Source organism: Trichocoleus desertorum AS-A10, from assembly GCF_039962155.1.
Taxonomy (GTDB): domain Bacteria; phylum Cyanobacteriota; class Cyanobacteriia; order FACHB-46; family FACHB-46; genus Trichocoleus.
Genome location: NZ_JAMPKN010000069.1, coordinates 1 through 13,044, shown reverse-complemented (window position 1 = coordinate 13,044; position 13,044 = coordinate 1). Strand labels below are relative to the sequence as shown.

Below are 13,044 nucleotides of genomic sequence, written 5' to 3'. Positions count from 1 at the left end.
GTGAGCTATTTGGAGCTGAAGCGCGAGACCGACGAGTTTCAACGCGACGAGATTGATCAGGCGATCGCAAATTACTGGTCGGGGCGCGCGGAAGCCAGTGCGGGATAACCACGCACTGTAACGGACCGGGCGGACGGAACGGTCCCTGTTGCCATAACCGTCGAGGAGCCGCTTTAGTCTAAAGACCAAGAATGAGGTTGGTGAGATGAAGGTAGATGGACATGGCCAAGCCAAAGTTTTAACATCCGACGAAATTGCAAAATTGTTTGAGGCATTGGAAGGCGATCGCGATCGTGCCCTCTTTGGCATCTGCCTTTACACTGGATGCCGCATCAGTGAAGCTTGCTCGATGCTCACGACCGATGCTTACGACGCAGCGGGGGTCAGAACTAAGATGACGCTCCCCAAGGCCAACACGAAAGGGAAGCACGAGACGCGCCAGATTCCGGTCAATTCGGTTCTCAAGGAATACCTGGAGACGTACCGCGCCGGGGCGGGCAAGCAGTACCTCTTCCCCGGACGGCACGGGCGCGGGCACATCAACCCCAAGTCAGCCGATGAGATTCTGCGGGAGATGTGCGATCGCCTGGGGCTGGTGGGAGTCAGTACCCACAGTTTTAGACGGACGGCTCTAACCCGGATGAGTAGTGCGGGGGTGCCGCTGCGGGTGATTCAGGAAATCTCAGGCCACCGCAGCTTACAGGCACTCCAGCGGTATCTGGAAGTATCGGAGCTGCAACTGGAGGGGGCGATCGCGGCTCTCAGTTTTTGATCTATTGAAATCTAGATATTTAAGTTCAACCTAATCGAGGATCGCTGTCCAGCAGGCTCTAGGATCATTAATTTTGCTATATGGCATCGATCCGAGATACGTGTAAAAATTTATCATATAGGCATCAAAGCTTTGCTGGATAGGGTTTGTGGCGACCGAAATGAAAGCATTGACTGTTTGCTGGGCAGGCAGCTATTCGGTTGTTTGTAGCGCTGAAGCTCAGATGAGCAGATTCCTCCGGTGGTACCCAAGGAATTCAAGGTGGTCTGCTTCAATCACCTCCACTAATAAGTCGGGCTAGTCTGGAAAGCTTCACATTTAATATGTTAGCCTCTGCAAAGTCCTCAATTAAACATGAATCCTTCCCGACAATATCGGCGCTAGCAACAATGCCATATCCCTCTAAACCCTCTGCTGAGCCTTGTGTAACGACCTTCGATGAGTTTGTGCAATTGGCGGATTATTCTCTGATGGATACCTTAAATGCCGATCCTGATGCCACTGGAGATGGTGATGATCACCGGGCCCGCCAGGTTTTTTCTGGTCATTTCGTACCTGTGACACCCACGCCGCTTGCAGACCCAGAATATGTAGCTCATAGCCGCACTTTTTTTAAGGAACTTGGGTTGAGCGATGGACTGGCGCTTAATGAAAAATTTCGCCGTGTATTTTCTGGTGATCTCTCTGCTACCCATGAGCCGATGCGTCAAGTGGGCTGGGCGACGGGTTATGCCCTGTCGATTTATGGCACCGAATATACCCAACAATGTCCATTTGGTACGGGTAATGGTTATGGCGATGGTCGAGCGATATCTGTATTTGAAGGAATCATCAATGGACAGCGCTGGGAAATGCAATTGAAAGGGGGTGGCCCAACGCCTTATTGCCGGGGTGCCGACGGGCGCGCTGTCCTCCGATCAAGTGTGCGTGAGTTTCTAGCGCAAGACTATATGCAAGCGTTAGGTGTGCCAACATCGCGCTCTTTGACACTGTACGTTTCTAAATCTGAGACTGTTACCCGGCCTTGGTATTCTCAAGACTCCTACTCGATTGACCCTGATGTTTTGGTGGACAATCCTGTGGCCATTTCAACTCGCGTTGCACCCTCCTTTTTGCGCGTTGGTCAGCTAGAGTTATTTGCCCGCCGCACTCGCAGCAATGCTCATCCAAAAGCATTAGAAGAGTTGAGCATGATCGTGTCGCACTTAATTGAGCGAGAGTACAAAAGCGACATTAATCAAAGCCTTGGTTTTGCCGATCAATTAGTTGAGTTGGCTAAGCTATTTCGCCAGCGTCTCACTTCACTGGTGGCTAATTGGCTACGTGTTGGTTATTGCCAGGGTAATTTTAACAGTGACAACTGCGCTGCTGGAGGCTTTACCCTAGACTATGGACCCTTTGGATTTTGTGAAAAATTTGACCCTTGGTTTCAACCTTGGACTGGTGGCGGCGAGCACTTTTCATTCTTCAATCAGCCCATTGCAGCAGAAGCAAATTATTACATGTTTTGGAAAGCAGTGAGACTGCTACTTACAGAAGATGCTGAAGCATTAGAACAGTTCGACCAAGTAGGCCGCGACTTTTCAGAAGCCATGCAAAAACAAATCCAAAAAATGTGGGCGGACAAACTTGGCTTGACTGAATATCACCCAAAGCTATTTGAAGAATTAATGCAGTTAATGACTGGCTCAGAGGTAGATTACACCATTTTCTTCCGCGAGTTATCCCATATACCAGATGATATCTCAGCATTGGAAAAAAGCTTCTACGTTAAAACTTCACCACAACTCGATGAACAATGGCAATCTTGGCTAAAAAGCTGGCGCGACCTCGTCATTAACGACGGCAATTTGGCTGAGATATCAACAAAGATGAAACAGACGAACCCAAAATACACATGGCGAGAGTGGTTGATTGCCCCTGCCTACCAACAAGCCATGCAAGGTGACTATACTTTAGTTAAAGAGTTGCAAGAAGTCCTTAGCTATCCATATGATGAGCAATCACAAGACGTAGAAGATAAATACTATCGTCTAAGACCTAAGGCGTTTTTTAATACGGGTGGCGTGTCGCACTATAGCTGTTCATCTTGAATAGCTGCGTGACAAGCAACTATTCAATACGAGCAGCTTTGTTCTTGAGCAACTGCTGAAAGCCAGGTTTGCAATGAGTTTGAGTCCGATATAATAAAAAATTTCACGTATCTCGGCTCAACCCCAAGGTGAGGTGCTGGTTGATTGTTGGGTTGCCCACAGTGCTGCTGGTGGCCCTGCCAGGACTGAGAATCTCTACTGGCAAGTTAGAAGCCGTAACCCTATCTTTGACGGTAAGAAATCCAGGTATCTCAAAGCATTTGAGGTGGCAGAGTACGAAGCGGCGATCGCTCGGGGTAAGCGTATCAAAGCGTTAGGTAAGGAAATTGAGAAATTACAGCAGCGCATCAGTAAGGTAGAGGCATTGCTAGCAACAGTGTGAGCGATCGCCTATGACAACGGGTAGAGAAGAGTGTGCTGGTATGCTGGCTCGACTAGCTGAACTCATTCAACTGTACGAAGACCCAGAAGCGAGGGAAACACTAGTTGAGGCCCAAGCACTACTACAAAACGCGATCGCCAATGCCTCTGAAGCTGAAGCCGTAGCCATTGTTCGCCTATTTCAAGAATGTTTGAATAAGAGGAGCGATCGCTAGGGATAGTGGTGGAGCAGTTTCACATCACCGCGAACTTTTGATTTCTGGGTTTGCGAGGAACATTGCCGAAAACAAACAAGGGCATATTGTTTGTAGTATGCCTCAACGGTTGTGCCTGCAAGCGATTGCAATTTCTACAATGCCGAAATGAGTCATTTTCGGTAATGTTGTTGCGCCTTGGGTTCTATGAATATCGCGATGCCACAATGATTTTGCTGTCTTATCAACATGGGTGCGGTTACAAGCTCATCAATGATGGGCATGATACATGCTCGATTAGCACCATCTAGGGCACAGAAACATTCAGCATGGGGTGCGTTACACAGAGCTATCTCCACCATGTTGTAATGATTTTTGGCACGATTAGAACGTCTCGAGGAGATCAGATTGAATTAACAATCTCCCTAGCTGCTTCTCGCAGCCGTTCCACATCGCGCATCGGTGGCGTACCAAAGAGCCGCTTATACTCCCGGTTGAAGTGCGAGGCATCATCATATCCCACGTGGTAGGCAGCACTGCTAGCATCCAGGTTTTGCCCCAGCATCAGACGGCGAGCCTCTTGGAGTCGCAGTTGTTTCTGAAACTGCAACGGACTCATAGCAGTAACCGACTTGAAGTGATGGTGAAAGCCTGAGATACTCATGCCAAGCTCTCGGGCGATGTCTTCAATCCGCAGCGGTTGGTTAAAGTCCTTCCGCAGACGATCAACGGCTCTGGCAATGTGGTGGGTGTAGCCACCCAGTACGGCAATCTGACGCAGCCGATTTCCTTGCTCTCCCATCAACAATCGGTAGATAATCTCCCTCTTAATCAGGGGTGCAAGCACAGACGCTTCAGCCGAAGAATCGAGCAGCCTGACAAGCCGAACCACCGCGTCTAACAGATTTGCATCTAGTGGACTGACATCGATCGCTTTGACACTAGCACTCCTTTGGGCTGAGGGATAGCCTGCCTCAACCATGGCTGAGCCAACGAGGGCAGGGTCGAGATCGAGACGGAGACCCAGGTACGGCTTTTCCTGGGTTGCTTCTAGAATTCGGCTGGCAATCGGCAGCTCGACCGTCCCCAGCAAATAATGCATGGGGTCGTACTGATAGCGATCGCTGCCCAGAAGGACTTCTTTGCTGCCTTGAGCAATCACACAAAAGGCAGGAATCGAGACACTATGAAAGCATTCCGAAGGGGAAGAGGCACGGTAAAAGTGCAATCCTTTCAGCGGCTCGATCGCTCCATCAGTACGAATCGCTTGGGCCATTCGCTCCGTGAGTTCCTCTCGGTTGGCTTGCGCTCGTTCTACCTCACGCTTTGCCTGAGGGTCATTCATCAACGCTCTACTAGACTTTTCACTCGTTCTTGCAGCATTCATTTCTTGTGCCTGTTCAAATAGATTTATGGACACATCAAGGTAAAGACAAGGGTTTGACAGCTAAGCCTGTAAAAAATCTAGCGTGACTTGAATTGAAGCGGGTGCAAGTTTGCAGGATTGTACAACCATCCTAGACAATCGTCCTATTGCTTGCCTTCGAGGCTTCCTAGAATGAGGTTAAAGCAATGAAACGTGATTCCGGCTGCTTGTAAGCGTCTGGATTTCTCTTCAAGAGAACACTCAGGTTTATTTAGTTAAGCGCTTCTTGCGATTGCACGAGAAGCATCATCAAATCCACGGCAGGCATGGGTCGCTGTGGGAAAGCTTTGCATGACGAAGCAAAAACATAGAGGAATAAAAAATGAAACGGCTCACGCTCCCGGTCATGGCATTTCCCCTATTAACTTTAGGGTTTGCGCAGGTAGGCCATACTCAAGCCTCATCTGGCGATCGCCCCCCAACCGTAGAAATCACTCGGAATGGTTCGCAGTCTTCCACTGAAGGATCTACCGACTCTTTCACGGGGTCTGTCCGCATCAATCCTCTGTTTCCGGTGCACGATCCATCACGCGCCTCTGGCGCACGTGTCACCTTCAAGCCTGGTGCGCGCACAGCGTGGCACACCCATCCCCTGGGGCAAACCCTCATCGTGACGGCTGGGTCTGGCTGGGTGCAGCAATGGGGCGGTCAAATTCAGGAGATCAGACCTGGTGATGTTGTCTGGATTCCGCCAAGTGTAAAACACTGGCACGGAGCTACGGCAACTACAGCCATGACCCATATCGCCATTCACGAACAACTCGACGGCAAGGTTGTGGACTGGATGGAACAGGTCAGCGACGAGCAGTATGAAGGAAGATCTTAATGCCTTTGAGATGGTTTCCTATCAAGGGAAAAATTGTCAGAAAAGAATGCTGATTTTGGTTCTCGCCCTAACGATGTCACTGAGCTATTCAGCCTGTCGTGCCGACAACAGTATGACCATCAGCACCCCGTCAACGATACCAACTGAAATATCAACCGAGCGGGCAAACAGTATGAAGATTAACATCACGCTCGAAGACCAAGTTGTTACAGCCACGTTGATTGACAGCAAAACAACTCAGGATTTTGTTTCCCTGCTGCCTTTAACGCTGATGTTAGAAGACCACGCGAGTACCGAAAAAGTCAGCAATCTACCCAGAAGATTATCGACAGAAGATGCGCCCCCAGGCAGTGACCCGTCTGTTGGAGATATTGCGTATTACGCTCCCTGGGGAAATTTGGCGATCTATTACCGAGATTTTGAATACTCAAACGGACTCGTGATTCTCGGAAAAATAGATAGTGGCATCGAGGCATTGAATGTGCCTGGTTCTGTAGACGTGACAATCAAGCGAATTCAATAGAAACGTCAGTGCGTAACGAGTCGAACCGAAGCTAACCCTCTAGATAAGTCCATCTACACCTATGAAGAACCCAATGAAACACCGCGCTCTAATCCCAACCCTTTTGATGAGTGCAATCTGCACAACAGCAGCATTTGCACTCGACAAAACAAACGTCTCGAGTGGGACCGCCCAAGCACCCGTGCAGCAGTCTGCTGTGGTCGAGGGGGCGGACAACTTCTACAAGAGCGACCAGGTGACGATGCAGAGAGTTACGTTCAAAAACCAATACGACATGCAGGTTGTCGGGAATCTCTTCATTCCCAAAACCTTAAATCAGAACGTTAAGAATCCAGCAATCATTGTCGGGCACCCAATGGGCGCAGTCAAAGAACAGAGCTCAAATCTGTATGCCCAAAAACTGGCTGAACAGGGATTCGTCACCTTAGCCATCGACCTGTCGTTCTGGGGCGAAAGCGAAGGGAATCCGCGAAACCTCGTCGCGCCAGAGATTTATGCCGAGGACTTCAGCGCGGCGGTGGACTTCCTGGGCACCCGGCCCTTCGTCGATCGGGAGCGGATCGGCGGCCTCGGAATCTGCGGCAGCGGTAGCTTCGTCATCAGCGCCGCCAAGATCGACCCCCGCATTAAGGTCGTCGCGACGGTGAGCATGTACGACATGGGCGCGGCGGCTCGCAACGGGCTCAGAAAGTCGGTGACCGTCGAGCAAAGGCAGCAGATGATCGTGGCGGCGGCGGAGCAGCGTTACGTGGAGTTCACGGGCGGCGAGACTACTTACGTGGGTGGAACGACGAACGAACTGACGGCGAGCACCGACCCGGTCCAGCGCGAGTTCTTCGACTTCTACCGGACTCCTCGGGGTGAATTCACACCAGAAGGCTCGTCTCCGGCGCGGACGACGAAGCCGACGATGGCCAGCGTTGTACGGTTCATGAACTATTACCCGCTTGAACGGATCGAGGAGATCGATCGTCCCCTGCTTTTTATCGCCGGTACCGACGCCCACTCCCGGGAGTTCAGCGAGGACGCCTACAACCGCGCGGTCGAACCGAAGGAGATCGTTTGGGTGCCGAATGCGGGACACGTCGATTTGTACGACCGGGTGAACTTGATCCCCTTTGACAAGCTCACATCCTTTTTCACCCAACATCTGAAATAGGGTGAAGCAAGAAACAAGGTAAAAAATCCCATGAACAATCAGAACTTTACAAGCAAGGTAGCCTTTGTCACCGGAGCCGCAAACGGCATTGGTCGAGCTACAGCGCTAGCGTTTGCACGCGACGGCGCTCATGTGGTGGTCGCTGACATCTCAGAACAGGGCAATCAGGAAACGACCCGCATGATCGAAGACCTCGGCGGACGGGTGCTTGCTGTTAGATGTGACGTAACGCGAGCCGAGGACGTGAAAGCGGCTCTGGACAAAACTATCGAAACCTTCGGGCGGTTGGACTTTGCCTTCAACAACGCTGGCGTGGAACAGAAGATAGCGGCGACTGCTGAACTGGATGAGGCAGATTGGGATCGCATCGTCAACATTAACCTGCGCGGTGTGTTTCTGTGCCTGAAGTACGAAATTCCGCTGATGCTTGAACAAGGGGGCGGTGCGATCGTGAATACCTCTTCAGGTGCTGGAGTCAAAGGCTTCAAAGGTCAAGCTGCTTACGTGGCTGCAAAGCACGGCGTGGTCGGACTGACCAGGGCAGCCGCACTCGACTACGCCGCGCAGAACATTCGCATCAACGCTGTGTGTCCCGGAATCATCGACACCCCAATGATGGATCGCTTCAGCGGCGGCACTTCCGAAGGACGAGAACGAGTGATCTCGCAGGAACCAATTGGCAGGATGGGTCAACCCGAAGAAATTGCCAATGCCGTCGTCTGGCTATGTTCAGATGCATCTTCCTTCGCTGTTGGGCACGCCCTAGTCGTTGATGGCGGTCAAACGGTGTAGTGATTAGAGGATGGGTTGAATGGTAATACTGCCCGGCCCATCCAACTCTATATTGAGCAAGTGACCACAGCACCTGTATATAAGTGCTATGAATTTCGCTAAGCAGGCAGCACTAGAGATGCGTTTCATCAAACTTTACGTAATTTTTTGCAATTGCGTCAACGTCTAGAACCCTATTTTTATACTCTTGCTTGAGAAGCCCATCAACATTGCTCTCCTTTAGTCCGTCCGCTTTGGTGAGTCGCTCCAGAAGACGCGGAGTTTTGAAGCATTGAGGATGCGTTTCTTTTGGACGATGTTTTGTTAGTGTGCCCCATTGTGCAGCAAGGTGCGAATTCTTGTACTGTCAAGCTGCCTCAGGGAGAGTGATATGAATTTGAGCAGGATAGATTGCATACGGGCGATCGCTCTATTCAACTCACAGCACCCTTAGAAGAACTGCCACTTTCGGTCAAGGTAGGCAGCATTATACCCACACAAGAAAACCATCAGTTGATTTTACACCTCTATCCTTCAGCATCAGGATACTGCGAGGGCCGTATCTATAGTGACGCTGGGGATGGCTACAGAGAGTGGCGGAGCAACCACTTTTGCCTAAAGCCACAACCAAACCATCTGGAATTGACTTGGCAGCAAGAGGGAGACTATGCCTTTCCCTATAAAGGAATACGGTTGCAGGTGCATGGTCTGACGTTAGGGCAGGTCTACATGGATGGACAGCCCCTTTCCTTTAATAACAACTGTATTGAAATTAAGCGAGCTGAGCTTGAGCCTGCGCTGAGCTAAATCCCCATAGGAGCAAAGAGTCAAATGAACGGTGAGCAACACATACAAACTATCACTCAATCTACCGATGAGCCACAGCCGCAAGTTCCTAAACCGCCTCAAGGACGAGATTGGCTGAAATGGTTAGGGCCTAGCTTCCTCTGGATGCTATCTGCCGCTGGCTCTGGTGAGTTACTGTTCACTCCCCGAATTGCAGCGCTCTATGGCTATACGCTATTGTGGGCACTCCTAGCGGCAGTAGTCCTAAAATGGTTTATCAACCGTGAAGTTGGCAGGTTTACCGTTTGCACCGGGGTCACAATTCTAGAAGGCTTTAAGCGGCTACCTGGACCCAAGAACTGGGCCATCTGGTTGATTTTGGTGCCTCAGTTTGTGGTGGCGATCGCTACGGTGGCGGGTATGGCAGGAGCCGCTGGAACCGCACTAATTTTTATGACCGGAGGTACCGCCCAACCTTGGACAGTAATCATCATTGTGGTGACAGCCGCGATCGTCTTTCTGGGGCAATACGATGGCGTCGAAAAAGCTTCATCCTATATCGGCATCGGGCGCACCATAGCCGTGGTGGCTGCTGCCGTTTTTGTCTTCCCCAACCTGAAACAACTTTCAGGCGGGTTAGTTCCTCAAATTCCTCAAGATGTCCAGTATCAAGAAATCCTACCTTGGTTGGGGTTCATGCTAGCGGGGGCCGCTGGAATTATGTGGTACTCCTACTGGATTGGTGCTAGAGGTTACGGTGCTGCTACTAACAAGCGCGAAGAACCGATTGACTTTAAGCAGCTCGATCGCGATCAACGACAGCGGTTACAGGGATGGCTCAGTCTGATGACCTTCTCCAATACCCTCGCTGTCGTAGGAGCCTTATTGGCAGCCCTATCGTTTCTAATTTTGGGAGCAGAACTGTTGCGTCCCCAGGGCTTAGTACCCAGAGAAAATCAGATTGCAGAAACCTTGGGGAGCCTCTTAGGAGATCTTTGGGGGCCTTTTGGCTTCTGGTTTATGGTCGCGATCGTCTTTATCACCTTTTGCAGTACTACCATGTCTGTGCAAGATGGGTTCGGACGGATGTTTGCCGATGGCACCCAGATTTTGCTGCAAGGGTTTGGGGTTCGGGGTGGTCGCTGGACCAACGAAAAATTCCTACGCAAGTTCTACATTGCCACCTTGCTGGCAGTACTCCCCATTGGTGGGTATCTGCTTTTTGGCAAACCTGTGGGGTTACTTCAAACCGCTGGAGCCATTGAAGCCTCGCATATCCCAGTCGTCACTGGGCTGACTTTATATCTCAACCACCAGATGCTACCGAAGAAGCTACAGCCTGATCCGCTCAGCTTCTGGGCTACGACTTTAGCAGGACTATTTTTTGCTGGATTTGCAGTGACTTATTTATTACAGCTCACTGGCCTGGTCGGCTCAGGTGGAGTGTAGAGCCAGGAACGAAGTGGATAAGCTGCTGTGAACAGCGCTGTTTAAAGCATCAAAGCAGCTAGAGCAAACTCAGAAAGTAGAGCCGAGAGAATAGTGATGCCACAAAGACAAGAGACTCATCTCACCAAACCCCAAGCGACTAAGCCTGTCTGTAACCGCATTGGAATTGTGTTTGACTTTGACGGCACGCTGGCCCCGGATACTTTCGATGAGCTAGTGAAAACTTTAGGTTTAAACGTCGATGAATTTCGCCAGCAGCAATATGAACCCTTGAAGGACGCAGGCTGGGATCATGTGGCAGCTAGATTTTACTGTTTAATTCAAGCATCCAAACAGTATCCAGAGATCGAGCACAAAATCACCAAAGATTATTTGATTCAGTTTGGTCAACAGCTCCAGCCTTTTGATAGTGTTACGGAGATGTTCGATCGCCTGCATCAGCACGTACAGGATCTCAATCCCCAAATTGAACTAGAGTTTTACATCATCACGGGTGGATTTGGGGAGGTGGTTCGCCACACCTGCATTGCCCCTTACTTTACTCAAATTTGGGGATGCGAATTTCACTATAGCCAAACGGGTGAAATTGAGTTCCTGAAGCGCAGCATCAGCCATACAGAAAAGACTCGCTATTTGATGCAGATTGCCAGTGGTCAAAATCAGGTGGATGGAAATGGGCGCTCGTTTGCCTACCGAGATGTTTCAGAAGATCAATTGCACATTCCCTTGTCACAAATAATCTATATCGGAGACGGAGCATCGGATATCCCTTGTTTTTCAGTCTTGAATGATAAAGGCGGGATTACGATCGGTGTTTATAAAGAAGCCCAGACCTGGGATCAACAGATTCAAGTGAGTGAGAGTCAGCGAGTCACCAACTTGGCTGAAGCCGATTATCGTGAAGATTCAGAATTAATGCGATTGCTCACTCTAGCAGTTGAGAGCTTATGCAAACAGATTACCTTACGTCAGTTAAGCGTTGGAGAATAAACAAAGCACCGTAACGTCAGGAGGTAGCAAAACAATGAGTCAACCAATTGGACACACCCATTGGGCGATCGCCGAAGGGTACATTCCTGCCTATAGCAATGGACCCGAACCGCAATTTACCAGCCATGAAACAGCCTGTCTACTGAATACCTCGGATCAGGATGCCCATGTCGAGATCAGGATTTATTTCAGCGATCGCGAACCTTTAGGACCCTATCGTGCCACTGTTCCGGCTCGTCGGACAAAGCATTTACGGTTCAATGACTTGTCTGATCCTGAGCCGATTCCCCGTGATACAGATTACGCCAGTGTGATTGAATCGGATGTGCCGATCGTGGTTCAGCACACTCGTCTAGATTCCCGCCAAGCGGAGAATGCTTTATTAAGTACGATTGCTTATGCCAGTAGTGATTAGGAATCGGATCAATGAAAAGCGTTTGGTATAAAGATACCATCATCTACTCGTTAGATGTGGAAACATTCATGGATGGCAATGGCGATGGTATAGGCGATTTTATTGGACTTACACACCAACTGAACTACCTAGCTGGGTTAGGAGTTACTTGCTTGTGGCTCCTGCCATTTTATCCCTCGCCTAACCGGGACAATGGTTATGACGTTACAGATTACTACAATATCGATCCTCGTTTAGGCACATTGGGTGATTTCGTCGAGTTCATGCACCTAGCACGAGAGCGAGGGATACGAGTGCTGATCGATCTTGTCATCAATCACACATCTGATCAACATCCTTGGTTTCAGCAATCCCGTGCTAACCCAAATTCTCGTTACCGGGATTACTACGTTTGGTCCAAGAATCCCCCCGAAGATGATCCGAGTTTGATTGCCTTTCCCACCGTAGAGGATAGCTTGTGGGACTACGATGAGCAGGCAGATGCCTACTATCTGCACCACTTCTACAAACATCAGCCCGACCTGAATATTACTAACCAAGCGGTTCGAGAAGAGATCTGCAAAATCATGGGCTTTTGGCTAGAACTAGGCGTGTCTGGCTTCCGGATTGATGCAGCTTCCTTCTTAATCAATGGCATTGGTGTTCCGGAAGCTGATCAGGAGAACTTGCAGAACTTTTTTGATGAGATGCGAGGGTTTCTGAGTTCGCGCCAAGGAGATGCAGTACTGCTAGCAGAGGCGAATGTGCCCGCAGAAGAAATTCCTACTTATTTTGGTCAGGGAAATCGCATCCATCTCCTATTCAACTTTTTGCTGAACCAGTACATGTTCTTGGCACTGGCTCGTCAAGCAGCCGAACCGCTATGCTATGGGCTAAAAACCTTACCAGAAATTCCTGCTCAGTGTCAGTGGTTAAATTTTGTCCGTCATCATGATGAGCTAACGCTCGATCGCTTGAGTAACTCAGAGATGCAAGAGATCTTTGATGCTTTTGCTCCTGAAGAGAATATGCAGATCTTTGGACGGGGAATTCGCCGCCGCTTGCCGCCTATGTTCAAGGGCAATCGCCGTCGCATCGAACTCACTTATAGCTTGATGTTTAGCTTACCAGGTACCCCCTTATTACGCTATGGCGATGAGATCGGCACAGCAATTCTCATTTTGACGAAAAGCTGTTCAAGCTTTAGCAATGCCGCTATTGTACTGACATCTGAGAAACCCAAGAGGGCCAGAACCGTTGAAAGAACGGGGGTTGTTTGA

Annotated in this window: 15 protein-coding genes; 14 read left to right on the top strand and 1 reads right to left on the bottom strand. The window is 49.8% G+C overall.

From position 1 onward, the window contains the following. The first annotated feature begins 205 nt into the window (after nt 1–205). The 4 genes from NDA01_RS29340 (at nt 206) to NDA01_RS29325 (ending at nt 3,461) form a co-directional block, all read left to right on the top strand. Nucleotides 206–772: a tyrosine-type recombinase/integrase gene (locus NDA01_RS29340; RefSeq protein WP_348230794.1), complete on the top strand. Its 567-nt coding sequence runs from the start codon at nt 206–208 to the stop codon at nt 770–772. Nucleotides 773–1,161: 389 nt separating this feature from the next. Continuing rightward, a complete protein-coding gene (locus NDA01_RS29335; RefSeq protein ID WP_348230793.1) occupies nt 1,162–2,865 on the top strand; it encodes a protein adenylyltransferase SelO in 1,704 nt (567 codons plus the stop codon). A 133-nt stretch (nt 2,866–2,998) separates the two neighbouring features. Further along, nucleotides 2,999–3,247, top strand: coding sequence for a hypothetical protein (locus NDA01_RS29330; RefSeq protein ID WP_348230792.1), 249 nt, complete (start codon nt 2,999–3,001; stop codon nt 3,245–3,247). A 10-nt stretch (nt 3,248–3,257) separates the two neighbouring features. Further along, a complete protein-coding gene (locus tag NDA01_RS29325) occupies nt 3,258–3,461 on the top strand; it encodes a hypothetical protein (RefSeq protein WP_348230791.1) in 204 nt (67 codons plus the stop codon). Nucleotides 3,462–3,843: 382 nt separating this feature from the next. On the opposite strand, the gene NDA01_RS29320 is transcribed toward NDA01_RS29325, so the two are convergent. After that, entirely contained in the window at nt 3,844–4,827 is a 984-nt protein-coding gene (locus NDA01_RS29320) for an AraC family transcriptional regulator (RefSeq protein WP_348230790.1), read from the bottom strand. Nucleotides 4,828–5,188: 361 nt separating this feature from the next. On the opposite strand from NDA01_RS29320, the gene NDA01_RS29315 reads away from it, so the two are divergent. From NDA01_RS29315 to NDA01_RS29275, 10 genes are all read left to right on the top strand, one after another. Further along, nucleotides 5,189–5,692: a (R)-mandelonitrile lyase gene (locus NDA01_RS29315; protein WP_348230789.1), complete on the top strand. Its 504-nt coding sequence runs from the start codon at nt 5,189–5,191 to the stop codon at nt 5,690–5,692. After that, entirely contained in the window at nt 5,676–6,215 is a 540-nt protein-coding gene (locus NDA01_RS29310) for a cyclophilin-like fold protein (protein ID WP_348230788.1), read from the top strand. The genes NDA01_RS29315 and NDA01_RS29310 overlap by 17 nt, the downstream gene beginning before the upstream one ends. Nucleotides 6,216–6,396: 181 nt before the next feature. Next, nucleotides 6,397–7,374, top strand: a complete 978-nt coding sequence (locus tag NDA01_RS29305) for an alpha/beta hydrolase (protein ID WP_431193569.1) — start codon at nt 6,397–6,399, stop codon at nt 7,372–7,374. A 30-nt stretch (nt 7,375–7,404) separates the two neighbouring features. Continuing rightward, entirely contained in the window at nt 7,405–8,166 is a 762-nt protein-coding gene (locus NDA01_RS29300) for an SDR family oxidoreductase (protein ID WP_348230786.1), read from the top strand. A 270-nt stretch (nt 8,167–8,436) separates the two neighbouring features. Further along, nucleotides 8,437–8,535 carry a hypothetical protein gene (locus NDA01_RS32135; RefSeq protein WP_431193570.1) on the top strand — a complete coding sequence of 33 codons (99 nt, stop codon included), beginning with the start codon at nt 8,437–8,439 and terminating at the stop codon, nt 8,533–8,535. A gap of 21 nt (nt 8,536–8,556) precedes the next feature. Continuing rightward, nucleotides 8,557–8,952, top strand: a complete 396-nt coding sequence (locus tag NDA01_RS29295) for a DUF5110 domain-containing protein (RefSeq protein WP_348230785.1) — start codon at nt 8,557–8,559, stop codon at nt 8,950–8,952. Nucleotides 8,953–8,976: 24 nt separating this feature from the next. Continuing rightward, nucleotides 8,977–10,380, top strand: a complete 1,404-nt coding sequence (locus tag NDA01_RS29290) for an Nramp family divalent metal transporter (RefSeq protein ID WP_348230784.1) — start codon at nt 8,977–8,979, stop codon at nt 10,378–10,380. Nucleotides 10,381–10,476: 96 nt separating this feature from the next. Beyond that, nucleotides 10,477–11,370, top strand: a complete 894-nt coding sequence (locus NDA01_RS29285) for an HAD family hydrolase (protein ID WP_348230783.1) — start codon at nt 10,477–10,479, stop codon at nt 11,368–11,370. 34 nt (nt 11,371–11,404) lie between these two features. Further along, on the top strand, nt 11,405–11,785 hold the full coding sequence (locus tag NDA01_RS29280; RefSeq protein WP_348230782.1) for a sensory rhodopsin transducer: 381 nt from the start codon (nt 11,405–11,407) through the stop codon (nt 11,783–11,785). An 11-nt stretch (nt 11,786–11,796) separates the two neighbouring features. Next, nucleotides 11,797–13,044 carry an alpha-amylase family protein gene (locus tag NDA01_RS29275; protein WP_431193568.1) on the top strand — a complete coding sequence of 416 codons (1,248 nt, stop codon included), beginning with the start codon at nt 11,797–11,799 and terminating at the stop codon, nt 13,042–13,044.

What these genes read in the sequence shown, in the direction of transcription:
- NDA01_RS29285 (WP_348230783.1), top strand. Translation starts at nt 10,477, where the DNA reads ATGCCACAAAGACAAGAGACTCATCTCACCAAACCCCAAGCGACTAAG.
- NDA01_RS29280 (WP_348230782.1), top strand. Translation starts at nt 11,405, where the DNA reads ATGAGTCAACCAATTGGACACACCCATTGGGCGATCGCCGAAGGGTAC.
- NDA01_RS29315 (WP_348230789.1), top strand. Translation starts at nt 5,189, where the DNA reads ATGAAACGGCTCACGCTCCCGGTCATGGCATTTCCCCTATTAACTTTA.
- NDA01_RS29340 (WP_348230794.1), top strand. Translation starts at nt 206, where the DNA reads ATGAAGGTAGATGGACATGGCCAAGCCAAAGTTTTAACATCCGACGAA.
- NDA01_RS29325 (WP_348230791.1), top strand. Translation starts at nt 3,258, where the DNA reads ATGACAACGGGTAGAGAAGAGTGTGCTGGTATGCTGGCTCGACTAGCT.
- NDA01_RS29290 (WP_348230784.1), top strand. Translation starts at nt 8,977, where the DNA reads ATGAACGGTGAGCAACACATACAAACTATCACTCAATCTACCGATGAG.
- NDA01_RS29310 (WP_348230788.1), top strand. Translation starts at nt 5,676, where the DNA reads ATGAAGGAAGATCTTAATGCCTTTGAGATGGTTTCCTATCAAGGGAAA.
- NDA01_RS29320 (WP_348230790.1), bottom strand. Translation starts at nt 4,827, where the DNA reads ATGAATGCTGCAAGAACGAGTGAAAAGTCTAGTAGAGCGTTGATGAAT.
- NDA01_RS29335 (WP_348230793.1), top strand. Translation starts at nt 1,162, where the DNA reads ATGCCATATCCCTCTAAACCCTCTGCTGAGCCTTGTGTAACGACCTTC.
- NDA01_RS29275 (WP_431193568.1), top strand. Translation starts at nt 11,797, where the DNA reads ATGAAAAGCGTTTGGTATAAAGATACCATCATCTACTCGTTAGATGTG.
- NDA01_RS29300 (WP_348230786.1), top strand. Translation starts at nt 7,405, where the DNA reads ATGAACAATCAGAACTTTACAAGCAAGGTAGCCTTTGTCACCGGAGCC.